The organism is Holtiella tumoricola (genome assembly GCF_027857615.1).
In the GTDB taxonomy this organism is placed as follows: Bacteria; Bacillota; Clostridia; order Lachnospirales; family Cellulosilyticaceae; genus Holtiella; species Holtiella tumoricola.
In genome coordinates this window covers 1-25,848 of the sequence record NZ_JAQIFT010000013.1, presented here as the reverse complement: position 1 = coordinate 25,848, position 25,848 = coordinate 1, and the positions used below count along the sequence as shown (strand labels likewise).

23 protein-coding genes and 1 rRNA gene are annotated in these 25,848 nt (G+C 33.8%); 22 read left to right on the top strand and 2 right to left on the bottom strand.

Annotated features, from left to right (window positions below; genetic code table 11):
- Positions 1-82: 82 nt before the first annotated feature.
- The 18 genes from PBV87_RS02740 (at position 83) to PBV87_RS02655 (ending at position 20,057) form a co-directional block, all read left to right on the top strand.
- Positions 83-796, top strand: a complete 714-nt coding sequence (locus tag PBV87_RS02740) for a LytR/AlgR family response regulator transcription factor (protein WP_053984971.1) — start codon at positions 83-85, stop codon at positions 794-796.
- Complete coding sequence (locus tag PBV87_RS02735; protein WP_271011061.1) at positions 793-2,124, top strand: sensor histidine kinase; 1,332 nt, start codon at positions 793-795, stop codon at positions 2,122-2,124. The genes PBV87_RS02740 and PBV87_RS02735 overlap by 4 nt, the downstream gene beginning before the upstream one ends.
- Positions 2,125-2,421: 297 nt before the next feature.
- Positions 2,422-2,670, top strand: coding sequence for a TIGR03905 family TSCPD domain-containing protein (locus PBV87_RS02730; protein WP_053984969.1), 249 nt, complete (start codon positions 2,422-2,424; stop codon positions 2,668-2,670).
- Positions 2,671-2,742: 72 nt separating this feature from the next.
- Positions 2,743-3,939, top strand: coding sequence for an aspartate kinase (dapG, locus tag PBV87_RS02725; RefSeq protein WP_271011060.1), 1,197 nt, complete (start codon positions 2,743-2,745; stop codon positions 3,937-3,939).
- Between the two features lie 66 nt (positions 3,940-4,005).
- Complete coding sequence (locus PBV87_RS02720) at positions 4,006-4,767, top strand: ClpP family protease (protein WP_271011059.1); 762 nt, start codon at positions 4,006-4,008, stop codon at positions 4,765-4,767.
- A complete protein-coding gene (locus tag PBV87_RS02715) occupies positions 4,767-4,985 on the top strand; it encodes a YlzJ-like family protein (RefSeq protein ID WP_053984967.1) in 219 nt (72 codons plus the stop codon). Before PBV87_RS02720 ends, PBV87_RS02715 begins: the two co-directional genes overlap by 1 nt.
- Positions 4,986-5,078: 93 nt before the next feature.
- A complete protein-coding gene (locus tag PBV87_RS02710; RefSeq protein WP_271011058.1) occupies positions 5,079-7,439 on the top strand; it encodes an FtsK/SpoIIIE family DNA translocase in 2,361 nt (786 codons plus the stop codon).
- A 1-nt stretch (position 7,440) separates the two neighbouring features.
- Positions 7,441-9,114, top strand: coding sequence for a formate--tetrahydrofolate ligase (locus tag PBV87_RS02705; protein ID WP_271011057.1), 1,674 nt, complete (start codon positions 7,441-7,443; stop codon positions 9,112-9,114).
- A gap of 23 nt (positions 9,115-9,137) precedes the next feature.
- Positions 9,138-9,989 (top strand): bifunctional methylenetetrahydrofolate dehydrogenase/methenyltetrahydrofolate cyclohydrolase FolD, encoded by an 852-nt coding sequence (folD, locus tag PBV87_RS02700; RefSeq protein ID WP_271011056.1) that lies wholly within the window; start codon positions 9,138-9,140, stop codon positions 9,987-9,989.
- A complete protein-coding gene (rimO, locus tag PBV87_RS02695; RefSeq protein ID WP_271011055.1) occupies positions 9,986-11,326 on the top strand; it encodes a 30S ribosomal protein S12 methylthiotransferase RimO in 1,341 nt (446 codons plus the stop codon). The genes folD and rimO overlap by 4 nt, the downstream gene beginning before the upstream one ends.
- A gap of 28 nt (positions 11,327-11,354) precedes the next feature.
- Positions 11,355-11,927, top strand: coding sequence for a CDP-diacylglycerol--glycerol-3-phosphate 3-phosphatidyltransferase (gene pgsA, locus PBV87_RS02690; RefSeq protein WP_053984962.1), 573 nt, complete (start codon positions 11,355-11,357; stop codon positions 11,925-11,927).
- 311 nt (positions 11,928-12,238) lie between these two features.
- Entirely contained in the window at positions 12,239-13,462 is a 1,224-nt protein-coding gene (locus PBV87_RS02685; RefSeq protein ID WP_053984961.1) for a BaiN/RdsA family NAD(P)/FAD-dependent oxidoreductase, read from the top strand.
- A gap of 255 nt (positions 13,463-13,717) precedes the next feature.
- Positions 13,718-14,956 carry a dicarboxylate/amino acid:cation symporter gene (locus PBV87_RS02680; RefSeq protein WP_053984960.1) on the top strand — a complete coding sequence of 413 codons (1,239 nt, stop codon included), beginning with the start codon at positions 13,718-13,720 and terminating at the stop codon, positions 14,954-14,956.
- A 281-nt stretch (positions 14,957-15,237) separates the two neighbouring features.
- Positions 15,238-16,473 carry a hypothetical protein gene (locus PBV87_RS02675; RefSeq protein ID WP_053984959.1) on the top strand — a complete coding sequence of 412 codons (1,236 nt, stop codon included), beginning with the start codon at positions 15,238-15,240 and terminating at the stop codon, positions 16,471-16,473.
- 487 nt (positions 16,474-16,960) lie between these two features.
- Positions 16,961-17,839 carry a hypothetical protein gene (locus PBV87_RS02670; RefSeq protein WP_271011054.1) on the top strand — a complete coding sequence of 293 codons (879 nt, stop codon included), beginning with the start codon at positions 16,961-16,963 and terminating at the stop codon, positions 17,837-17,839.
- 57 nt (positions 17,840-17,896) lie between these two features.
- The gene (locus tag PBV87_RS02665) at positions 17,897-18,730 is read left to right on the top strand and encodes a formate/nitrite transporter family protein (protein ID WP_053984957.1); all 834 of its coding nucleotides are present in this window, start codon (positions 17,897-17,899) and stop codon (positions 18,728-18,730) included.
- 65 nt (positions 18,731-18,795) lie between these two features.
- Complete coding sequence (locus tag PBV87_RS02660; RefSeq protein WP_271011053.1) at positions 18,796-19,758, top strand: tyrosine-type recombinase/integrase; 963 nt, start codon at positions 18,796-18,798, stop codon at positions 19,756-19,758.
- Between the two features lie 56 nt (positions 19,759-19,814).
- Positions 19,815-20,057: a hypothetical protein gene (locus tag PBV87_RS02655; RefSeq protein ID WP_053984955.1), complete on the top strand. Its 243-nt coding sequence runs from the start codon at positions 19,815-19,817 to the stop codon at positions 20,055-20,057.
- A 62-nt stretch (positions 20,058-20,119) separates the two neighbouring features.
- Here PBV87_RS02655 and PBV87_RS02650 read toward each other — a convergent pair whose 3' ends face one another.
- Positions 20,120-21,475 carry an aldehyde dehydrogenase family protein gene (locus tag PBV87_RS02650; protein ID WP_271011052.1) on the bottom strand — a complete coding sequence of 452 codons (1,356 nt, stop codon included), beginning with the start codon at positions 21,473-21,475 and terminating at the stop codon, positions 20,120-20,122.
- 214 nt (positions 21,476-21,689) lie between these two features.
- On the opposite strand from PBV87_RS02650, the gene PBV87_RS02645 reads away from it, so the two are divergent.
- From PBV87_RS02645 to PBV87_RS02635, 3 genes are all read left to right on the top strand, one after another.
- On the top strand, positions 21,690-22,421 hold the full coding sequence (locus PBV87_RS02645) for a DUF3298 and DUF4163 domain-containing protein (RefSeq protein ID WP_053984953.1): 732 nt from the start codon (positions 21,690-21,692) through the stop codon (positions 22,419-22,421).
- 98 nt (positions 22,422-22,519) lie between these two features.
- Complete coding sequence (locus tag PBV87_RS02640; RefSeq protein ID WP_271011051.1) at positions 22,520-22,879, top strand: hypothetical protein; 360 nt, start codon at positions 22,520-22,522, stop codon at positions 22,877-22,879.
- Positions 22,880-22,918: 39 nt separating this feature from the next.
- Complete coding sequence (locus PBV87_RS02635) at positions 22,919-24,880, top strand: BMP family ABC transporter substrate-binding protein (RefSeq protein WP_053984951.1); 1,962 nt, start codon at positions 22,919-22,921, stop codon at positions 24,878-24,880.
- A gap of 51 nt (positions 24,881-24,931) precedes the next feature.
- On the opposite strand, the gene PBV87_RS02630 is transcribed toward PBV87_RS02635, so the two are convergent.
- Complete coding sequence (locus PBV87_RS02630) at positions 24,932-25,534, bottom strand: metallophosphoesterase family protein (protein WP_053984950.1); 603 nt, start codon at positions 25,532-25,534, stop codon at positions 24,932-24,934.
- A 241-nt stretch (positions 25,535-25,775) separates the two neighbouring features.
- Between PBV87_RS02630 and PBV87_RS02625 the strand changes: the two genes are divergently transcribed.
- Positions 25,776-25,848, top strand: a 16S ribosomal RNA gene (locus tag PBV87_RS02625); the annotation flags it as partial.

The following is a 25,848-nucleotide window of genomic DNA, read 5'->3' as shown; positions in this document are numbered from 1 at the left end:
ACCTAAAGTCTCTTTTTCTTTACTTTTGAAAACGATTTAATTATAATGTTAATTGAAAAAATTTGACTAGATGGTGAGAGACATGATAAAAATTGCAATTTGCGAAGATGATTCGCAGGAGCGAGCAAAATTACGGCGATATATTACAGCATTTGCCGCAGAAAGAGGCGCAGAGCTTAGCGTCGATGACTATGCAAGTGGTGAAGCATTTTTAGAACAATGGGATGGTGCCCATTACCATGTATTGTTCTTAGATGTTTATATGGGTGGAATGACAGGTATTGAATTAGCTAAACATGTTCGTACAATTGATGAAAAGGTCATGATAATTTTTGTTACATCTGATACAAGTCATGCATTAGAAGGATATAAGATCCACGCCTATGACTATATTATAAAGCCTATACAGCATATAGACTTTATACATACGTTGCAAGATATTATGAATCATATTCAAGTAGATGATGAACCCGCCTTTATTTTTCCTACAACTGGCGGAGATTTAAGACTCAAGCTTAAAGATATCTATTATATAGAAAGTAATATACGTAAGACGAATATCTATTTAGATGGTGAACAGTATACATGCCAATATAATATTAATACACTGGAAGAAAAACTTTTAAAGTCTGGTTTTATACGTACCCATCGTAGTTTTCTTGTAAATATGGCAAGGTTAAAGCTGATTAAAGGAAATGAAGTTTTTTTAGAAAATGGACAAACTGTCTTTCTAAGTAAGTATAAACAAAAAGAAGTAAAAGTAAGATTTATGCACTATTTAGGAGGAACACCATGAATATAATCATCCTTTTAAAGCTTGGGACAGTAGTAGTAGGCTTAGTTGAATTGGTTGTTTCTTGTAGAATTGCAAACCTTTTACTAGAAGAGAAAAATAAAGAAGACGTTAATAAATGGCAATTAATAATAGCTATAGGCTTAATTATTTTAGTGATGGGTATGTGTAATATTGTAATAGGGCCATCTCCTATAACGGCTTTGAGTGTCTTAACTTGTTTTTTTCTTTTTCATTTATTACTTTATAATGGAAGTATTGGAAAGAGACTTTTGGTTGTAGCATTATGTGGTATTATAATTTCTCTGAGTGATGTAGCTGCTATTATGTTGTTTGGTAAATATAGATTACTGTATCCCCCAGCATCTCTTGTTTACGAAACTTATTGGACATTAATGGGTATAGGGAGCAAGGTCATTTGCTTTATGGTGATTAATACCATTTACCGTATTGTAAAACGTAAGGAAAAGGGCTTTACACCTGTAGAACTTGTTTTACATGTAGCACCTATTATTACCCTTTATACGATTGATTTAGTCATTCAATGTAATATACAAAGTATAAGTTTTAATGTGGCTAATGCAGTGAGTTCAGTACTTATAAGTATTGGGCTATTATTAGTGAATATTTTAACGTGGTCTGTATTTGATACTTTAATAAAGAATGAACGTGAGAAACAATTTTATTTAATGTGTCAAGAAAATGTTAAACAACAGTATGAGTTTTATCGTAACCAAGAAGCTAAGGAAGAGGCCACTAGACGTATTTGGCACGATATTCATAACCATCTCCAATGTGTTCACGATTTAATTCGTGAAGGGTATAGCACTGAAGCTAATCAGTATTTACATTCTTTAGAGAAAGATATTGCTACGTTGCGTGGACAGATTAGAACTGGGCATCTTATTATAGATGCGATTTTAACAGATAAGTATGGTATGGCGTTAGCTTATGATATAAGCATGGTCATGAAAGTGGATGGACAGCTTCTAAATGCCATACAAGATATAGATTTATGTGTCATCTATAGTAATTTAATTGATAATGCCATTGAAGCCTGCCGAAAAAATGATATTAAAAGTCGTGAAATTCTCATTATTACTAAACAGATCAAACAGTATATAGCTATTGAAGTGATGAATAGCTGCAATGGTAATATTATTGAGAAAAATGGAAGATTTATAACAACAAAGACGTCTTCAACAGGACATGGAATAGGTTTATCCAATGTACGTCATGTTATAGAGAAGTATGAGGGAGAAATGAAAGTGGACTATAATGCAACAACTTTTAATGTTCAAATCTTTCTTCCTCTTACTAAAACAGTCTAATTATGTATGATTTTGGTCCAATCATGTCAGAAGTATTGAATGGTGATAATCCCTATGGTATATTTTAGCTACAGATATCTGAGCACACTTGTAACAAATAAATGTAACAAAAGTAAAAACGTAATGGGTTTATGCTATTTAGTCAAAATATGATCGGATACGAATAGAAGGCGTAGGGACCCTTCTATTCAAAAGTAAAAAAGTGGCGGGGGCCACTTTTTTTTTATCTTTTTATTTTTTTCCTTAAGTAAATATGTTATACTTTTTAAGAAAAATAGGTATTTAAGGAGTGGAATAATGGAAAGCTTTAAAACAAAAGGTGTATGTGCGAGCGAAATTCAATTTGAAGTAGAAAATAATATGATTAAATCAGTACAATTTATTAATGGGTGCCCAGGTAATACACATGGTGTAGCTGCTCTAATTAAAGGGATGGAAGTTAGTGAAGCAATTGAACGCCTTAAAGGTATTGACTGCCGTGGACGTGGAACATCTTGTCCAGATCAACTTGCAAAAGCATTAGAACAATTTGTACAAGAAAAGTAGAGTGATTCTACTTTTTTTATTGTCATAATATATATGATAATGAGCTAATTTTTCTTGAAAGGATTACAGACTATGAATATCATCGTTCAAAAATTCGGGGGAACCTCAGTTGCTACACCAGAGGCAAGGGGCCAGGTTATACAAAAGATACTTAAAGCAAAAAAAGAAGGAAAATCACCTGTTGTTGTGGTTTCGGCAATGGGAAGAGTGCCATCACCATATGCTACAGATACCCTTTTACAATTTGTAAAAGATGAGGCGGGTGAAATCAAAGATAGAGAATATGATTTACTTCTTTCTTGTGGAGAAATCATCTCAGCCGTTACGATTGCAACGATGCTTCAAGCAGCAGGTTATGATGCAGTTGCACTAACAGGTGGCCAAAGTGGTATTATTACAGATGGTGTACACAAAAGTGCAGATCTTTTATATGGAAAATCTGATGCACTTGTAGGATATGTAGAAAAAGATATCATTCCAGTTGTTGCAGGTTTCCAAGGTATGACTGTAGAAGGTGAGATCACGACACTAGGACGTGGTGGAAGTGATACAACAGCAGCAATGCTTGGTGGATTAGTAGGTGCTGAGTCTATAGAGATTTACACGGATGTAGATGGTATTATGACAGCAGATCCAAGAGTTAGTGAATGTGCAAGTATTATTCCTGCTATTACGTATAACGAAATTTTCCAAATGGCAGATAGTGGTGCTAAGGTAATTCATCCACGTGCGGTGGAATATGCAATGCGTGCCAATATTCCACTTATTATTAAGAATACTTTTAGCGATGAGCCAGGTACAGCGATTGTACAAAGTGTGAAGAAAAGTTATCCATCTCAAACTGTTAAATTAATCACAGGTGTTGCACATCGTTTGAATCGTATTCAATTTAAAATCACAGAAAAGCTTGATGCAGACTGTGATTTATTAGAATGTATGGCTAAAGAGCATATTAGTATTGACCTTATTAATATTTTCCCAGAGTATAATGTCTTTACAATTGACGGCGAAGATAAAAATAAATTAGAAGCAATCCTTAAAAAAGATGGCTATGAATATACAATGGTAGAAGATTGCTGTAAAGTTACAGTGATTGGAGAACGTATGACAGGTGTTCCTGGTGTTATGTCTCGTATTATGAAAGCACTTAACAAAGAAGGCATCCAAGTACTTCAAACAGCGGATTCATTAACAACAATAGGTTGCTTAATTCGATCAGAACAAGTAAGCCGTGCCGTTACAGCACTTCTTTTAGAATTTAATATCTAGATGTATAAGCCTCTCTTTTTTTTGCATACTAAGTTTAAAAAGCAAAATAAAGAGAGGCTTATTTTAATGAAAAAATCACAATTTCTTAACGAAGATGCACCAAAACAACCTCAAGAAAACAAACCAAAAAATGAATCTACACAACAAAATGAAAATACTTCAGCCAATGATACCAACAATGAAATAAAGGAATTTGGACAACTCCCTACAAGTAAAGAAGAAGGTAGCGGTATACACTGTATTACAATCATTGGACAAGTAGAAGGTCATGTAAGTATGCCACCACAAAATAAGACAACAAAATATGAGCATCTTATTCCGCAATTAGTAGGTTTATCCGATGATCCAAAAATAAAAGGTGTTCTAGTTGTACTTAATACTGTAGGTGGTGATGTAGAAGCAGGGCTTGCGATTGCAGAACTGATTACTTCTTTTGAAAAGCCAGTCGTTTCACTTGTGCTAGGAGGGGCACATTCTATAGGGGTCCCTATTGCAGTATCTAGTGACTATGCCTTTATTACTCCAAGTGCAACCATGACCATTCATCCTGTACGTATGAATGGAACAGTATTAGGTGTGGCACAGACATTTGAGTATTTTGATCAAATGCAAGAGCGTATTGTAGAATTTGTATCAAATAATTCTGGTATTTCTTCAGAACGTTTTAGAGAATTGATGCTAGATACAGGTAAGCTTGCAAAAGATATGGGAACTATTCTTGTTGGCAAACAAGCAGTAGAAGAAAAAATTATTAATGAAGTAGGAGGGCTCAAAGAAGCACTTCACAAATTGCACCAATTGATAGAAGAAAAAGAAGGTGATAAGTAGTGATTCATTACGCTGTTCAACCTATTTATATACCACCAGAAGCATCGCCAGATTTTCATATTTTAGATTATATGGGCTATGAAGTGGTTGCATGTAAAACAGAAGAAGGGTTTATACTAGATAGAATATTTTCTACAAATCCTGGAGATTTTTTAGTAGATTCGCTCCAACCTGGAACTTTATTGCAAAATAGCCTTATCAATAAAATTATTCAATGATATAATGATAGATGTATATGGGATTTTTCCTTTATACATCTATTATTTTTTATAAGCTTTATGCTTGTAGACTGTTCAAAGGGGTTTATACATATGAAAAAGAAAACGACTAAGAAGTCGTCAGCATCTAAGAAAAAGACACAAAAGTCTAAGGCTCTTGGTACTGACTTAACAAGTGAGGTTATAGGGGTCACTTTAATTGGCTTTAGTATTTTGATTATTGCAAGTGTATTTACCAATCAAGTTGGTCTTATAGGGACAGGTATTAAAAGACTGTTTATAGGATTACTTGGAATAGGAGGTTATATTTTACCTTTTGGTATGATTATTATGGGATATTACTATATTAAACATCGTTTAGACAAAATGTTTGATTTCCTATTTTATACTATTCCATTATTGATCATGCTTGTTTGCTTTTTCCACCTTATAAGTTATGGAGATCATTCTACTTTAGCATTATGGAGTTTGGATTACTTTAAAACAGCTTCTTATTTAAATGGTGGTTACATAGGTGCACTGATTGGACAAGTTTTCTTAACCTTATTAGGTTTACTAGGGAGTTATATTGTTCTTTTTGTATGTTTTGGTGTTTGGATTTTGATTGCAACCAGATTTCCTATTCTAAGCTGGCTAGGTGAAACTTTCGAAGAGGTTAGATCAAAAATTCAAGAAACCTTAGCAAATCGTGAATGTAGACCTAGAAAAGAGAAGAAGGCTAAGCAACCTACACGAGAAGTTCTTGTATCAGAAGGAGATCTTACCTATGAAGAAGCAAGATTTGAAGAACCTAAATTTGAACATCCACCTATTTACTTAGGTGTAGAGCCTGTAAAAGAACCTCCATTAAATGAGGCATATGAAGAAGCAACAACTTATGAGGAACCTATGATTTACAACGAACCTGAAGTAGAAAAATCTATGTCTAAGCCTAATCATCATGAGCAAGAGATGAAACATCTGATGACAGATCCTGAAGCGCCTGTAAGTAGTGTGTTTGATGCAGATGAGGAAATGGATGGTTCTTTACACCATGAAATACCTTATACATTTCCTTCTATTCAATTACTTAAGAAAAGTGAGGCAACAGCACAAAAAAGCAGTTCTCGTGCTTCCTTAGGGAATGCGAAGAAGCTAGAAGAAACTCTTTTAAGCTTTGGCGTAGAAGCAAAAGTAACACAAATTCATAAAGGTCCAACAGTTACACGTTATGAACTTCAACCTAAACAAGGGGTTAAAGTTAGTAAGATAGTTAATCTAGCAGATGATATCGCCTTAAACTTAGCAGCATCAGGTATACGTATTGAAGCACCTATTCCAGGGAAAGCTGCTGTAGGGATTGAAGTACCTAATGAATCTAGTGAAATTGTTTATTTACGTGATGTCATCGATACAGACCAATTTACAGCTTTTCCATCTAAACTTGCTTTTGCCTTAGGGAAAGACATAGGTGGTAAACCAATCGTTGCGGATATTGGTAAAATGCCACATATTCTCATAGCTGGTGCCACTGGTTCAGGAAAAAGTGTTTGTATCAATACACTGATTACAAGCATTCTCTATAAGGCTTCTCCAGATGAAGTTAAACTAATTATGATTGATCCTAAAGTAGTAGAACTTAATGTTTATAATGGGATTCCGCATCTTTTGATTCCTGTTGTAACTGATCCAAAGAAAGCTGCCGGTGCACTTTGCTGGGCAGTAAATGAGATGACCAAACGTTATCAACTCTTTGCCGATAATAATGTACGTGATATGAAAGGGTATAATAACAAGGTAACAGACCCATCACAAAAAATGCCAAGCATTATCATTATCATCGATGAGCTTGCAGACCTTATGATGACAGCCGCAAAAGAAGTAGAAGATGCGATTTGTCGTTTAGCGCAAATGGCACGTGCTGCTGGTATTCACTTAGTTATTGCAACCCAACGTCCTTCAGTAGACGTTATCACAGGGGTTATTAAAGCCAATATTCCTTCAAGACTTGCCTTTGCTGTATCATCTGGTATTGACTCAAGAACCATACTAGATACTAATGGTGCAGAGAAACTCTTAGGTAAGGGAGATATGCTGTTCTGCCCAATTGGTGAATCAAAGCCTTTACGTATTCAAGGGGCTTTTGTTTCTGATCAAGAAGTTGAAAGTATTGTAGAGGCTGTTAAAAATACAAGAACAGCTCAATATGAAGAATCTGTTATTGAAAGCATTGTAGCACCACCCGTTGCCATTGAAAGCTCAGATGAGGATGAACTCGTTGTTGAAGCAATTAACTTAGCAAACGGTAAAGACAAACTCTCTATATCTATGTTACAAAGATATTTTAGAATAGGCTTTAATAGAGCATCTAGATTAATGGAAACATTAGAAGCAAGGGGCGTTGTTGGCCCGGATGAAGGGAGTAAACCTAGAAAGGTACTAAATACTACACCAATTACAAAAGGAGATGAATAGAATGTTTAAATCTGATATTCAAATTGCACAAGAAGCTGTTATGGACCCGATTAAAGAAGTTGCTAAAAGAGCTGGTATACCAGAAGAAAGTCTTGAACTTTACGGAAACTATAAAGCAAAACTCTCACACGAATTGTTCGAAAATGTTAAAGACAATAAAGATGGCAAGCTCATCCTTGTTACAGCAACCAATCCAACACCAGCAGGTGAAGGCAAAACAACCATTACAGTTGGGCTTGGACAAGCACTTTGCAAACTTGAACAAAATGCAATTATTGCACTTCGTGAACCATCTCTTGGACCTTGTATGGGTATTAAAGGCGGAGCAGCAGGCGGAGGGTACGCACAAGTTGTACCTATGGAAGACATCAACTTACACTTTACAGGGGATATTCATGCAATTGGTGCTGTAAATAACCTTTTAGCATCTATGATTGATAATCATATTCACCAAGGTAATGTACTTGAAATTGACCCAAGAACAATCACTTGGAAACGTTGCGTAGACCTTAATGACCGTGCGTTAAGAGATATTGTAGTAGGTCTTGGTGGTATGCTTAATGGTATTCCTCGTCAAGATGGCTTCATGATTACTGTAGCATCAGAGATCATGGCTATTTTATGTCTTGCAACAGATTTAATGGATCTTAAACAAAAACTTGGTGATATTATCATTGGTTATAGCTACTCAGGTAAGCCTGTAACAGCACGTGATTTAAATGCACAAGGTGCTATGGCTGCACTCTTAAAAGATGCGATTAAACCAAATCTTGTTCAAACATTAGAACATACGCCAGTTCTTATGCATGGTGGACCATTTGCAAATATTGCCCATGGATGTAATAGTGTGCGTGCAACAAAACTTGCGCTTAAACTTGGTGATATTGTTGTAACTGAAGCTGGATTTGGTGCAGATCTTGGTGCAGAGAAATTCTTTGATATCAAATGTCGTAAAGCAGATTTAAAACCAGATGCAGTTGTCCTTGTAACAACAATCCGTGCCCTTAAATACAATGGCGGTGTAGCAAAAGAAGACTTAAAAGAAGAAAATTTAGAAGCACTTCAACAAGGTATTGTAAACCTTGAAAAACATATTGAAAACGTACACAAATTTGGTGTACCGGTGGTTGTAACACTTAACCAATTCATTACAGATACAGAAGCTGAAATAGCTTTTGTTAAAGAAAAATGCGAAGCACTTGGTTGTGACTTTGCACCAGCTAAGGTTTGGGAACATGGTGGAGAAGGAGGTATTGAACTTGCTAAGAAAGTACTTGAAGTACTTGAAACAAAACCAAGTGAATTTAAATACCTTTATGATGATGCTTTAAGCATTAAAGAGAAAATTCACACCATTGCAACTCAGATTTATGGTGCGAAAGATATAGCTATTGAAGCAAATGCAGCAAAATCTATTACACGTATTGAAAGTCTTGGCCTTGGTCATCTTCCAGTATGCATGGCGAAAAACCAATACTCCTTATCTGATGATCCAAAAGCATTAGGAAGGCCAGAGGGCTTTACAACAACAATCAAAGAAGTTAGGATATCAGCAGGAGCTGGATTCATTGTAGCCCTTACAGGTAACGTAATGACTATGCCAGGTCTACCAAAGAAACCAGCAGCGGAAGCAATTGATATTGATGAAAAAGGTGTTATTACAGGTTTATTCTAAAGATCAGAAAAGAGGGATAGTATATGGAGACAAAAATCATAGATGGTGCTCTTATCTCTACCCAAATCAAAGATGAACTCAAAGAACAAGTTCTAGTATTGCAAGACCAAGGTATTTATCCTGGTCTTGCAGTTGTTTTAGTAGGGGAGAATAGTGCGTCAAAAGTATATGTTGGAAACAAGAAAAAAGCATGTGAGCATGTAGGTATTAAATCTTTTTCTTATGAGTTACCAGAAGAAACAAGTGAAGAAAGTTTATTAGAGCTTATTGAAACACTCAACGCAGATGAGAATGTTCATGGTATTTTAGTACAATTACCATTGCCACGTCATATGGATGAGCAAAAAGTAATTGCAACCATTGCACCATATAAAGATGTAGATGGTTTCCATGTAGCTAACACAGGTGCACTTTTAGTAGGAGCGCCTGGATTTGTAAGCTGTACACCAGCGGGGATTATGGAGCTACTCAAACGTTATGATGTAGCATTAACAGGTAAAAAATGTGTTGTAGTAGGAAGAAGTAATATTGTTGGTAAACCAATTAGTTTGCTTTTATTACGAGAAAATGCTACAGTAACTATGTGTCATTCAAAAACAAAAAATTTACAAGAAGAAATAAAACAAGCAGATGTGCTTGTAGTGGCTGTTGGTGTAGCTAAAATGGTTACAGGAGATATGCTTAAGGAAGGTTGCGTTGTCATCGATGTAGGTATGAACCGAGATGAAAATGGCAAACTTTGTGGTGATGTAGATTTTGCATCTTGTGAAGGGATTGCAAGTCTCATGACACCTGTACCAAGAGGCGTAGGTCCTATGACTATTGCTATGCTGATGCACAATTGCGTACAAGCAGCCATGAGGAAGGAGAAATGAATTTGAAACATACAATTGCCTTTGTATCTTTAGGATGTGACAAAAACTTAGTAGACAGCGAGCATATGTTAGGCCTCTTAAATGCAGCAGGCTTTACACTTATTGCAGATGAATCTGAGGCAGAGGTCCTAGTAGTTAATACATGTTGCTTTATTGAAGATGCTAAAAGAGAAAGTATCGAACAAATATTAGAAGTTGCTAAATATAAAGAAGAAGGTGCATGTAAAGCCCTTATCGTAACAGGATGTATGGCGCAACGTTATAAACAAGAAATTTTAGATGAAATGCCAGAAGTTGATGCGGTAGTAGGAACAACTTCTTATGACAAAATTGTTGAAACAGTTTCTGAGGTGCTTAAAGAAAACGGTGTTAAAGTTCAAAACTTTGATACAATTGACCGTGAACATATTGAAAATATGCCACGTATCTTAACAACAGCAGGTTACTTTGCTTATATGAAAATTGCAGAAGGCTGTGATAACAAGTGTACTTACTGTATTATCCCATCTCTTCGTGGTAAATACCGTTCACGTCCAATGGATCAACTTGTAAACGAAGCAGAACGTCTTGCAAAAGATGGTGTAAGCGAACTCATCTTAGTTGCTCAAGATACAACTTTATACGGAACAGACTTACCGGGTGATGAAACGTTAGCAAAACTTTTACGTCGCCTTGGACAAGTAGAAGGTATTGAATGGATTCGTATTCTTTACTGTTATCCAGAAAATATTACAGATGAACTTATTGAAGAAATCAAAACAAATGATAAAGTGTGTAACTATTTAGATATTCCAATTCAACACGCGGCAGACCCAGTTCTTAAACGTATGGCAAGAAAGAGCACAAATGCAGAGCTTATTGCTAAAATGACAAAATTACGCAAAGAGATTCCAGGTATGGCGATTCGTACAACTTTAATTGTAGGATTCCCTGGAGAAACAGAAGAAGACTTTGAAGTACTTTGCAACTTTGTAAAAGAAATGCGTTTTGACCGTTTAGGTGTATTTACTTATTCACAAGAAGAAGGCACACCTGCTGCACGTCTTACAGAGCAAATTGATGAAGAAGTTAAAGCAAAACGTAAAGATATTATTATGACGATTCAACATGAAATCTCAGAAGCTTTAACACATGAAAAAGTGGGACAAAAAATGCGTGTGCTCATTGAAGGTAAACTTACAGGCGAAGATGTTTATATCGCACGTTCTTACCAAGATGCACCTGAAATAGATGGACAAGTATTCATTCCATTTGAAGGTGAGTTAATTTCTGGTGATTACGTAGACGTAGAAATTACTGAAGCAAGTGATTACGATTTAATTGGGGCTTTAATCTAACAAGTTCACAAAGAATGGGGATGAAGTTATGAATATTGCTAATCAACTTACGTTAGCAAGAATACTATTAGTGTTTGTTTTTATGGCTGTGATATGGAATCCATGGCTAAGCTTGCCAGTTACTTTATGGATCGCACTTGCTATATTTGTGATAGCAAGTTTCACTGATTTTTTGGATGGTTATTTAGCTCGTAAATATAACCTTGTAACCAATCTTGGAAAGTTTATGGATCCTTTAGCAGATAAAATGCTTGTAACAGCTGCTATGATTGCGATTGTTGACAAAGGTACAGTCCTTCCAGCAGGAATTTTACCAGCTTGGATTGTTGTAATCATTTTACTTCGTGAATTTGCAGTATCAGGCTTGCGTCTTGTAGCTGCTAATGAAAATATTGTCATTGCAGCGGGTTCACTTGGAAAAATTAAAACAGTTGTACAAATGATCATGATTATTGTATACTTAGCTCCAATTCAGTTAAGTATTTGGCCACTGATTGCTACTTTATTAGCTTATGCAGCATTAATTTTAACTGTTGTCTCAGGTGGGCAATACATTTGGGATAATCGAAAAGTATTCAAAAGTGAAGCAAAGTCTAAATAAAAACTAAATTTACATTCTAAAATAAGAGGTTGATTGGAAGATTCCGATCAACCTCTTATCTATTTAGGAGTACTTATGCTGTATTAAGAATGGGTAGACAGTATAAATTTAGGACACTTGTGGAAGAATTTAACTATAAATGAAGTTGTACAAAAGTGAATAGCTCTTAGAGAGATTAGAGAAAAGAAAAAAGTTGATAAAAAACATTGCATTTCGACAGCATTCTTGTTATTCTATAAAGGTTGCTAAAAAACAACTAAGATATAAATTTATGCGATTCAAATAGATTAAATCAAACGAAGGAGGACGCTATGCATTATCATACCATTGTTATAGGTGCTGGACCAGCAGGGCTTTTTGCTGCGGGTCAAATAGGAAAATCGGGTAGAAAAGTGCTTGTTTTAGAGAAAAATGCACAGGCAGGTAAGAAGTTATTAATATCAGGAAGTGGGCAATGTAATTTTACGCATAGTGGTCCTATTGAACATTTCTTTACACGTTATGGTGATCATGAGAAGTTTATCAAAGGTGCACTTACTCGTTTTACCAATGAAGATACTATTCGATTTTTTGAACAGGCAGGAATAAGTAGCGAAACAAGGGAAAATGGTAAGGTCTTTCCTAAAAGTTCAAAAAGTATAGATGTATTGAATGCTTTATTGATGGTGTGTAAGAAATGCAATGTAGAAGTAAAATACAATCAAGGCGTATCACATATTGAACGCTATGATGGTATTTTTACATTGGAGACACAAGATGGCGAACGTTATTTAGCAGATCATGTGGTTGTCGCAACAGGCGGAAAATCTTTCCCTCATCTAGGAAGTACGGGAGATGGTTATCGGTTAGCAAGTGCTTTAGGACATACAGTTGTTGAACCTAGGCCAGCACTAACTTATGTAACAACTCATGAGCGTACCTATTGTGCACTTTCAGGTATATCTTTTAAAGATGCAGGCGTTACTTTGTGGCACGAGAACAAGAAACAAGTAGAACGCCATGGGAGTTTACTTTTTACACATAAAGGGCTCTCTGGTCCAGTTATTTTAGATGCTACAAGATGGATGATGCCAGGGGATCAACTCACAGTGAACTATCTTTATCCTATGACTTATGAAATGGTACGTGATCAATTTGCAAAAGAGATTCCTGAGCGTGGAAAAGAAGGGGTATTAACTTATTTAAAGCAATTTGATACACTTACACGTAGTTTTTGTGAGACGGTTTTAGAACATTTAGGTATTCCAAATGACCAGACCTGTGCAAGACTTTCTAAAAAGGAAAGGGAGATGCTTGTAACAGAACTGACAAGATGTACCTTTAATCTTTCAGGTATTGGTGGAATGAATTCTGCTATGGTAACAGCCGGTGGTATTTCTCTTAAAGAAATTAATCCAACTACAATGGAAAGTCGTAAACAAAAAGGTCTTTATTGTATTGGAGAAGTGTTAGATATTGACGGTGATACAGGTGGGTACAATATACAAGCAGCTTTTTCAACAGCTTATGTATGTGCAACCCATTTAGCTAAATAATAGAAGATATACAACTATAAAATGGGCAATTATTTCCAGGATGGAGTAATTGCTCATTTTATTTTGGCTATTTTTTATTTTCTTAATTCGGATAAGGGTATGTACATGTGTTTTTGTAATTTTATATGTAAGATAGCTAGAACATCTTTAAAATATTTAGATGATATTCCAAAATTTGAAAATAGCACTTGCTTTTATCCTATCACTCACGTATAATTGTATACAATCATACAGAATACAAACGGAGGGAAATATATGAAGAAATCACTAGGTTTATCGAGCAAAATTTTTATTGGACTTCTGGCAGGGGTAGTGCTAGGAATTATTATCCAAATGGGACAATTTAATGGGCTACTAGAATATGTGATTCAGCCTATAGGAACGATCTTCCTTAATTTAATGAAGATGGTTATTGTACCACTAATTTTATGTACATTAGTTTCAAGTATGACCCATGTAGGGGATATGAATCGTTTAGGTCTTATGGGTAAGAAAACACTTACATATTATATGACAACAACAGTTTTAGCAGCATGTATTGGAATGACTCTTGCACTTATTATGAAACCGGGTGTAGGTGTGCTTCTAGGAAATGCAGAAGCACCTGTTATTCAAACAACAAATTTAATGAGCTTAATCGTTGATATTGTACCAAGTAATCCATTTAAAGCCTTAACAGATGGTAATACACTTCAAGTTATTATTTTCGGAGCCTTTGTAGGTGTAGCAATTAATAGTTTAGGTGAAAAAGCGAGTGCAGCAAAAGTACTCTTTACAAATTTCTCTGATATTATGTACAAAATCGTTGAAATGATTATGCGTATTACACCAATTGCTGTATGTGCACTTATTGCAGATGTTGTAGCAACAAATGGTTGGAGTGTACTTGTTTCATTAATTAAATTAATTCTTGTAATTTTTATTGCATGCCTTGTACAATGTTTCTTTGTATATGGAATGAGTGCAAAAATCTTTGCAAAAATGAATCCAATGCAATTTATTAAAAGTATTTTACCAGCACAAATGCTTTCATTCTCAACAGCAAGTAGTGCTGCAACTTTACCGGTATCACTCAAATGTGCAAAAGAAAACTTAGGTGTTAAACAAGAAGTTGCACAATTTGTTCTTAATATAGGTTCAACAATCAATATGGATGGTGGTGCAATTTACCAAGCTGCTTGTGCGGTATTTATTGCTCAAATCTATGGTATTCAACTTTCAGGAAGTCAATTAATCATTCTAATTGTTACAGCATCTTTAGCATCAATTGGTGCGGCAGCAATTCCTGGAACAGTAATTGTTATGATGACAATGGTACTTTCGTCAATTGGTCTACCACTTGAAGCCATTGCACTTATTGCTGGTGTAGATCGTATACTAGATATGATGACCACATCAGTTAATGTAACAGGTGACTTATCAGCTTGTCTCTTTGTATCAAGTACAGATGAAACAATTATCATGACAGATGATGAAGCTGTTATAGAAGCCTAATCTTTTTAGTCCTTTATCTTTTATCTATTTAAAGGAATTATATATACACACCGAGGAGCTGAGACCTCGGTGTGTTTTTTTTTTTTTTTTTTTATATTTTAAACCTGAATTGACTTTAAATGGTAATAATTTTACAATTTATTCTTGGATTTTAAATAGAGAATTTACACAAACTAGACATATAAGATTATTTCATAGAAATCTAACTTTCTACAATTAGGAAGTTGATAAAATGAATATAGAACTGGCATATTAAAATTAAGAATGGAGATGATTTTAAAGTGAATCCTTTTTTAGAGAAACCTATCAAAACAGATAATTTATTTAAAGATTGGAAGAAAATTTATCCAAAGCCTTATAATAAAAATGAAGTAGATCCCTATACAAAAACCCGTATCATTTTAATGAATGGTACGGAATATGAAGCAGTATGGTTCTCGCATAATTTTTCAAGACACTGTACGAATAATGAATTACGGAGAGAAATTGCTGTAACTAGGAGAAGTGAACAGCAACAACAAAAAATGATCAGTGTTCTTAAACCAGCAGATGAATCTATTCTGGAGACTACTATAAGTTATGAACAACTTGCAGTAGATCTTACAGCAAGACTAGCACAAAGAGAACCTGATAAACATGTGAAGATGGCTTTAGATTTTGCTTTGCTAGAAGATTTTGATCACCTTTATCGCTATTCAGATTTATTAGAAATGGAAAAAGGAATTAAAGCTGAACAATTGGTAGGGCATTATACAGAAATTATGCCAGGAAGACCTACTATATCAGAACATCGATATCCAGCTGATAATATTAGGGCATGTGTAGATTTTTGTAAAGCCGATCCTATTACTAAACTTAATATTGGTATTATTACGGCTGCAGAACAGCAGACAATGAACTATTATATGAATATAGCAGGTTTTTATGACTCAGATAGGGGTAGAAGCTTATATCAGGAGATTGCACTTATTGAAGAGCAACATGTTAGTCATTATGGTAGCTTACTTGATGCAAAAATGACTTGGCTTGAAGGTCTTTTACAGCATGAATATACAGAGTGTTATTTATACTATTCTTGTTATGAAGATGAAACCGATCCATATATTAAGAAAATATGGGAACAACATTTTATTGAAGAAGTAAATCATTTACATCAAGCTGCGAATCTACTCAAGAAATATGAAAATAAAGAATGGCAACAAATTATTCCTGATGGATGTTTTCCACAACTATTAACATTAGGTGAAAATAAAGAATATGTAAGAAATGTTTTAGGAACTACAGTACAATTAACTTCCATAAAAGATAATTATCCTAATGTATCAGAATTATCCTCTGAATCAGAGTTCTATAAATTCCAAAATACTTTAAATCATGATGTTGATCAAGTTCCGAGTCACAGAGTTATTCATGATTATATTTGTCAAAAAGGTCGAGACTATCGTTATGAGGATAAGGAAAATCCTATATATGAATTAAGGGATAGAGCTGCTGATAATACAAGTGTAGGAAGATAAACAAAAAGCAATATTTTCTAAACTACCTTTATCTATAGTACATGGATAAAGGTAGTTTAATTTTGTTTAAATATCTTCATTTGTTTAAATCTTTATTGTACGATCTTATCTAGAAAGTGATGATTCTCTTTAAATTTATACTTGAGTTTGCTTTATTAAAGAATTTGATTTATATCACATTGGCTATATCACTGATGATAGAAATAGTTAGAAAATTCATACCTCTACCTTTTTATTATTTCTTTTTATCCCCATTTTACTTTTTAATCCTTTCTTCTATCCTTTTATCAACTTCTTATTTTTAAATCAAAAACCCACCACAGATAATACATAATTATCTGTGGTGGGTTGTGCTAATTATATCCACTATGCTAATATATAAATAATGGTTAACTTTGGTTAACTATGTTAAAAATAAAAGAGTTAACTATAAAATATATAGGTTAACCTAGATAGAATAAGGTTAACCTTAAAAGGAGAAATATAAATGGCAGATGTAACATTTGGTGTAAAGGTACCAGAAGAGATGAAAAATGAGTTAGCAGAGATGATGAAAAACACTCAACTAACAGGGAAAGAGTTTATGAGTGTGTTATTGAGTGCCTATAAATTAGAACGTCAAAAACAGTCTGAAAGTGTATTGGTTCAAGATATAGATGAATTGCAAAGACTATTAAATCGTATTCAAAATATGTATTTAAATATGGGTGAAAGGGTTAACCTTTTAGTAGAAGATCGGGTAAATGAAGTAGAGGAGCTGTTAAGTGAAAAAGAAAAAGAAAAGATTGCTTTATTAGAGAAACAAGAAATGTTTAAAGAGACATTAAAAAAGTTAGAAGAAGAAAAGGAAACTGAGATAAAAGCTTTAAAGGAAGAAAAGAAAAACCTAGAAGCACAGATTTGTGGATTAAAAAAAGAAAAAGAAGAGTTAGAAGAAGTTGTTAAAGAACAAAAACAACAAATGAAGCAACATCATGTACTATGCGACAAGTATGAAGAAGAAATCGAACGCTTAAAAGGAGAAAATAGTAAATGGGAGCGCTTAGAAATAGAAATAGAAGAACGTACTAGTGAAAATGAACGTTTACAAGTACGTAACGATGAAATTGCATCAGAACTTTGGTTTAGTCAAAGAGAAATAGAAAAAAGTAAAGAAGTACTTCGATTAGAGATAGAAAAATATACACAAGAATTAGCTACCGTTAAAGAGAAGTATGAATTAGAACTTAAAAATTCCTTACTAGAACAAAATATTATATTTAATGAAGAAAAGACAAAAATACAAGAAAAATATTATAGCGATATGCAACAACTTCAGACAAAAATACAACAAATTTTGTTGAATAAGGAAAATGAGAAAGAATAATGTTGAAATGAATAGGCATAGGTGGTATACTCTTTGATTGGAAAAGGAGTGTATAAAATGGCAAAAAATTATTTAGCACCAAATGAGATTTTAGATTACACAACAGATGCAGGTGTTGCAAAAGTTAATCGTACGGTACTTGCAATTTTTTTAATGGCAGTTATGGCGGGTGTTTATATAGCACTTGGGGCGTTAGCTTCATCAACTGCAGCACATGCTATTCATGATAAAGGTGTAGCAAAACTTGTAACAGGTGCAGTATTCCCAATAGGGTTAATGTTTGTTGTACTTAATGGAGCAGACCTTTTTACAGGTAACTGTCTGATTGTCTTATCTACTTTAGAAAAACGTACAAGAGTAATTGACTTCTTTAAAAACTTAGTGATTGTACTTGCTGGTAATTTTGTAGGTGCAGTATCTATTGCTTTCTTGCAAGCAAATACAGGTTTGTTTAGAATGAGTGATGGTGGCTTTGCAGCTTATGCTTTAAAAACAGCCATTACAAAGTCGAATTTACCTTTTACTGAAGCACTTTGTTTAGCAATCATTTGTAATATCTTTGTATGTGCTGGTATTTGGATGATTTACTCAGCAAAAGATGTAACAGGTAAGATATTAGCAGGTTTCTTCTCTATTTTTGCATTTGCAATTAGTGGAGCAGAACATATTGTAGCTAATATGTACTATGTTCCAGTTGGTTTATTTATTAAAATGAATCCAGAACTTGTAGAAATGTCAGGAGTAGCTGCAGATAAGTTAGATACTTTAACTTGGGGAAACTTCTTTGTCAATAATGCAATTCCAGTTACGATCGGAAATCTTATCGGTGGGGTATTTATTGGGGTTATGTACTATGTAATCTACAAAAAATGCACAAAACCTGCTCAATAATAAGAAAGTAAGGGCTGTTTTAACAGCCCTTTTATAATATAATTTTTTAGGAGAGGAGGTATTGAATGACGATTCAAAAGAGTATTCATTATTTTAAAGTCTCATTAGAAGGCATGCAGCTTTCACCTCATACACTTAAAGCTTATATGCAAGATCTTAATCAATGGCAAGAGTGTATAGAAGCTGTGAATCTTGAAGAAATTAACTTTGAAATGATTCAGGATTATTTAATTGAACTTCAAAGTCAAGATCTAAAACCTGCAAGTCTTAAACGTAAACGTGTCGTATTACATCGGTTTCTTAAATTTTGTTATGAAAAACGATTATGTGATGAACGTTTGTACGAATATATTGATCCTATTAAAATGCGTAAGACTAAAGCACCCAAAGAAATTTTAACTACAGAAGAAATAGAAGAACTCATTGATTACATAGATGGTCAAATTGGTGAAAATGAAGTACTATTAGGGAGTAGCAATCATTTTGATTATTTATATTATTGTTGGATCAGAAATAGGCTTCTTATAGGTATCTTACTTTATACAGGATGTCGTGCAACGGAAGCTGTAAGTATAAAAAAACAAGATATTAATATCCAAACCAATAGTATTTTGCTTTTAGCAAAGGGATTTAAATATAACAATATTCCTATTCATCCTCAGTTATTGGAGTTTTTAGGTGTTTATCAAATGCAGCTTAAAAAACTTGAAAATAAAGAGATTCTTTCAAACTTAGAAGCTTCTCCTTATATGTTTCCAAGTCGTCAAGATAGCAATAAGCATTTAGCATCACGCTCTCTTCATGATTTAATGCTTAAACTTTCTACAGTACTTGGAAGACATATTCATGCCCATATTTTTAGACATACCTTTGCTTCTTATTGTATTGCAGCTAAAATGGATATTACAACATTATCTTCATTAATTTCCCACAGTAATCCATCTATTACACTATCTATTTATACCCATGAAATAGAAGCGAGTCAGAAACAAAATGAAATTAAAAAGTTAAATTTTGATAGACGTTAAGATGTATAAAACCCCTTGATTTAGGTTATTTTAACTAAATAAAAGGGGGTTTTTTTATGCCAACAAATGTAGATGCTCTCAAAGAAAAATATAAAGAAGGCTATCGTTGTATTCATAAAGACGATAGTAATGGATGCACGTATGTTTTAAGAGATTTTAATAAAGGTAAAATCTATGATGTGCATACTAATGATCGTATGGAAATTGGTGAGATAGATGATTTCTTAGATCAACTTAATAAAATTAAAAAACAAACGGGTCATGATTGTATTTGCACAGGTCATGAGTGTGATGATTAGAAATGAAACTAGATCTTTAAAAGTAAAAAAAGAGGCTGTTAGAAAACAGTCTCTTTTTTTATCTAAAAACGTTTTGTAATGTATTGCTTTAAAAGTGGAAGTGTACGATCGTAAGGAGGATAACGAAGAGGAAGCTCAAACTTAGAACTATAACAAATGGTTTGTGGACGTGAGAAGGTTTCAAAGCTATATTTACCATGATAAGCACCTATTCCGCTATAACCTACACCACCAAAGGGGGCTTTTGAATGGGTTAAATGCATAATGGTATCGTTAATACAACCACCACCAAAAGAAAGATTTTTTAAAAGATGATTGGTACGCAACCTATCTTCACTAAAGATATAACATGCGAGTGGTTTAGGAAAACGTTGTACAGTTTCGATAGCGGTTGAAAGTTTGTTAAAAGTAAGGACGGGGAGCACTGGTCCAAAGATTTCTTCTTGCATACATTCATCACTTAACTTTGTTGGATATAAAATAGTAGGTTCCACATAAAGATCTTCAGGATCAAAATGACCACCATAGTAGATGTTATCTTCGTTAATGCATTTTAAAATGTGTACATAATGGCCTTCATGAATGAGACGAGAAAGATTTGCTTTATCTTTAAACATACGTTCTGTCTCAGTTTTTAAGGCCTCTAAAAATTCATCTACCACACTATCATGAACTAAAACATAATCAGGTGCGACACAAGTTTGGCCTGCATTCATAAATTTGCCCCATGCAATACGTTTAGCAGCTATTTTTAGATCCGCACTATAATCTACAATAACAGGATTTTTGCCCCCTAGTTCTAATGTAAGAGGAATGAGATGCTTTGAGGCTTGTGCCATTACTTTCTTGCCGGTAGCTGTACTGCCTGTAAAGAAAATGTAGTCTAAAGGCTGGTTTAATAGCGTTTCGCAGATAGTCGCATCACCTTCTAATGTCCATACTAAATGAGGTGGGAAAACTTCGGATAAAAGACGTTTAAGCACTCTAGAAGTATGTGGTGTGTACTCAGAAACTTTTAAGATCACACAATTCCCTGCTGCAAGTGCACCAATTAAAGGAGAAAGAGAAAGTTGAATAGGATAGTTATAAGGTGAAAAAATAGCACATAAACCAAAAGGTTTAGGGGTCACTTGTGTTGTGCCACTTAAAAGAGGGAAAGGAGCTGTATAGTTTTTTGTCTTTGCCCATTTAGGAAGTGCTTTAATGGTTTGATCAAGTTCTTGGAGGACCATATAAATTTCAGTCATATAAGTTTCATAGTATGGTTTTTTAAAATCTGCATAGAGAGCTTTAGCTAAATCTTCCTGATGAGCCATAAGATATCTTTTTAATTTTTTTAAAAAATAAAGTCTAAAATCTATAGGTAATGTTTTGCCTGTTTTAAAAAAACGATGCATATATTGAATCTGTTCAGTCATATCTTTCATTTCCTACACCTCAAATTATTTAATCATTCTATCTTTTATAGTATACTACTCATCCAATATTTATCCAATAAAATTACAAATAAAACCTTATTTTTACCTATACATTGAAATAGAAAACAGTTCTGCAAATGTTTGCTTATTATAAAGCGGCGTAAATTACACATACTAAATTTGTAACTTCATCAATGAACAGGGGGATTTAAAAATGGCTAGGAAAATGGCTTTGATTTTATTTTTAAGTGTTTTTCTAAATATAATACCTTGTTATGCTGAAGAAACAAGCAAAGAACGCACAAATGATACACCTGGGACAGCTATATTTGTTATGGCTGTTCCAATGGAAGTACAAGTAGAAGAGCAAAGTAATATGCAAAATGAAGAAAAATGGCATGTACAAATTCAGTATCCTGCTATTAGTGGCTTAAAGGATAAAAAAGCTGAAAAAAAGATTAATGCCATCCTAAAGAAACATGGGACAGATTTACAAAAGAAGCTTGTTAAAGAAGCGAAACATGATTCATCTAAAAACAAATATGAACTGATTAGTCAATACACTATAAAAGAAACTAAAAGTCCATATTTTGTTATCAGTTTCTTTGACTACCAATATAAAGGCGGTGCTCATGGGCTTTCTACCTATAAGTACGTAACGTTAGATTTACAGACAAATCGTATTCTCACACTGGATCAATTGTTTAAAGATGAAGCAAATTATAAAGATAAACTTCAAGGCCTTATCCTTAAACAAATTGAAAAACGAGCGGACGCAAAAACTTTATTAAATGACGAGATTTATGGAAATCTTAAGATTCAAGATGACCAAAATTTCTACATCACACCTCATGGAGACTTAGTTCTTGTATTTAATTTAAATGAAGTTGCACCCTATACATCAGGAACTATGGAATTTAGCATCAGTGAAAAAGATTTACATTAGAGCCTAATTGTAATTATTAGGCTCTTTTATCTTATGGATACATTGAAAAATGGCAATTTTTATTGTATAATGAGTAATCATTAAAAGGGGGCAAGACCATGTCGACTTATAAGTCTACTAAAAATAAAAAGAAAAATTCTATAGGCCGTATTATTATAGGGACAATGTGTCTGTTAGGTATAGGTGGGGGATGCTTATATACGATTGAGCAATATAATGAACCTAAACTGGTTGGAACCTGGATTTCTAAGGAAACAGGAGAGGAAGTAACTTTTAACTCAGATGGAACAATGACTTTGAATGAAGTCATTGAATCGCCAACATATCAAATTCTTTCTCCAAGTAAAATGTTATATAATATAGATGAAAAGCAGTTTGAAATGTATTATAACTTAGATGGACGTATACTAAGCTGGGGACTTAATGAAAATAATATAGAAAACTTTGACCGTAAATGATTTTACATAATTAAATAATCCTAATAAAGGGGTGAAGATATGAATCAATTAGAGCTTGAAAATGTTTACGAACAAGCAAATAAAAGTGCTAAGCAATCTTGGAATGCTATGGTAAACAAAGGAGAAATTGGTTATTTACCATCATTAGATGGCGTTATGCAATCTAGTGAAATTTTGTCCGAAGTTTCTTTAGGACTTGTAGAAATTCCAATTAATAAAATTACAGGAACCTATACCCATTCAAGAAGCATTTCATTTGCTCATAATTTTATGCCACTTATGGGGATTAATACTGAGTTTGCAAATAAATGGATGAGTTTATATCGTGCGCATGTTAATGAAGGTATTCGTGACCCTATTAAAGTATATGAGTATTTAAATAGATTTTTTGTTGTAGAAGGTAATAAACGAGTAAGTGTACTCAAATATGTGGGTGCCACGTCTTTTAATGCTTATGTTACACGTTTAGTACCTAAAAGGGATCCAGGTAATAAAGTCAATACCATTTATTATGAGTTCTTAGATTTTTATAAAAATACTCATATTAATATCATCTGGTTTACACAACCAGGACGTTTTAAAGAATTAAATGAATTTATTAATCAGTATAAATGGAGTAAAAATGTATTTGACTCTAAAGAAAAGCAATTTATAGCAGAGATTTATCGACCATTTAGAAATATCTATCTTAAAGAAGGTGGCGCAAGACTTAAAATTACCACAGGTGATGCACTTCTAAACTTCCTTAAGATCTATGGCTTACCAGAAGAAATTACTGCAAATGAGCATAAAGAATATATTCAGAAGTTAATCGCTGAATTAGAAGCGATTGAACAAGATGAGGCTAATGTTAAAACAGACTCTTTAGAAGTGCCTAAGAAAAAAGGTATGTTGAGTTCTATAACAGATCGCTTAAGCTTTAGACGTACTTTGAAAATTGCTTTTGTTTATGCAAAAGCACCAGAAACTTCTGGTTGGGCCTATAGCCATGAACTAGGACGTTTACACATTAATAATATCTTCAAGGATCAAATTCAAACAACAAAGATTATTAATGTTCCTGAAAGTGCAGAAGCTTATGAAGTATTTGAGCAACTGGCCAAAGAAAAATATGATATTATTTTTACGACCAGCCCAACTTTTGTTGCACCTGCTTTAAAGGCAGCCATGCAGTATCCAGAGGTTAAATTCTTCAACTGTGCCGGAACACATTCTTATAAATCCTTAACGCTCTACTTTGGACGTATTCACGAGCCACGATATATTTTGGGGATGATAGCAGGTGCAATGACAAAGACTAATATTATCGGATATGTAGCACCTTATCCTATTTCAGAAGTGGTTTCTAGTATTAATGCTTTCACTCTTGGTGTACGCGCAGTAAATCCTTATGCCAAAGTTAAAGCGATGTGGACATATAGATGGGATAATCCAGAGCAAGGTAAAGATGTTGCAAAACATTTAATAGAAGCAGGGGTAGATATTATTTCAAATGAAGATCTACCGGTACCAGGTGATATGTCAAAAGAATATGGTGTTTATGCAATAGGCAAAGATGAACAGGATAAAAAACATTATGCAATGGCTATTTGGAACTGGGGTGTATTTTATGAAAGTGTTATCCGTAATATTTTAACAGGTACTTGGAAAACACTTGCCGATATCTCAGCTGGAGACCAACCAATGAATTTCTGGTTAGGGATGAATACAGGTATTGTAGATGTGCTTTATTCAAATCGTAATATTAATCAGCCAATGAAATCATTAGTAGAAGGCGTTAAAACTGCTATTATAAGAAATGAATTTAATCCATTTATAGGACCTATTTATGATCAAAATAAAGTGCTTCGTGTGAAAACAGGTCAAGTATGTGACTATGAAGATATTATTAACATGGATTGGCTTGTGGATGGGGTAGAAGGAGAACTTCCTAATACTGAAGATCTAAAACCAACAGATCCATTTAGTTATATGAAAAATATTGTACACAATGAAGGATAGATATTTAAAATAAAAAAGCAAGTACATTTAAACATGTACTTGCTTTTTTATTTATTCAGGATTCGGATAATCAAGAATGTAATAAGAAAAACCATTAATAACTTGTGTTTCATTTACGATAAGCTGACGTTTATTTTTAGCTCCGTAATTCAGATGTTGGTGACCATGTAAATGATACTTTGGTGAAAGTTTCTCATAAACATCATGAAAGCAGGCAAAACCTTTGTGAGCCCAATCATCGCCATCCCCTATGCCTAATGAAGGTGAGTGAGTTACAAGTATATCTAAACCACCTTTTTTTTGACAAGCCTTCATAAGTTTTTTTGTGCGTTTTTGCATAACCTTTTCAGTATATTGGAAAGGGCCACCAGAGTATTCGATACAACCGCCGAGACCGGCTATTTTTATATTTTTATAGATAAAGACTTGGTCATCAATGCTAATACAACCTTCAGGTTCTTGATCTAAATACCTTACATCATGATTACCTGGAACATATAAAAGTGGTGCCGGTATCATTGTTACAAGGAAAGAAAGATAAGATGCCTTTAAATCGCCACAAGAAATAATCAGTTCAATGTCTTTAAACTTTTCTTTATCAAAAAAATCCCAAATATATGTACTTTCTACATCTGAAACAATTAGTATTTTCATAGTCTTCATCCTTTGCCGTAAGTGTGCTTCTTCATTATACACTAAACATAATGAATTTTGAACAAGATTTTTACAATTTATAGGTTGACAGCGAAAGTATTAATTGGTAATATAAACAAGTGCTTACGAAATAAGCATGGACAACTTAATCAAATAACCATTAAACCAGTCGATTCAAAATGAATCTTAAAGATTCGAGTCAGTACTACTTAACAGTACAAAATGTCAGATGACAAACTTTTTAATTGAGAGTTTGATCCTGGCTCAGGATGAACGCTGGCGGCGTGCTTAACACATGCAAGTCGAACGGACTT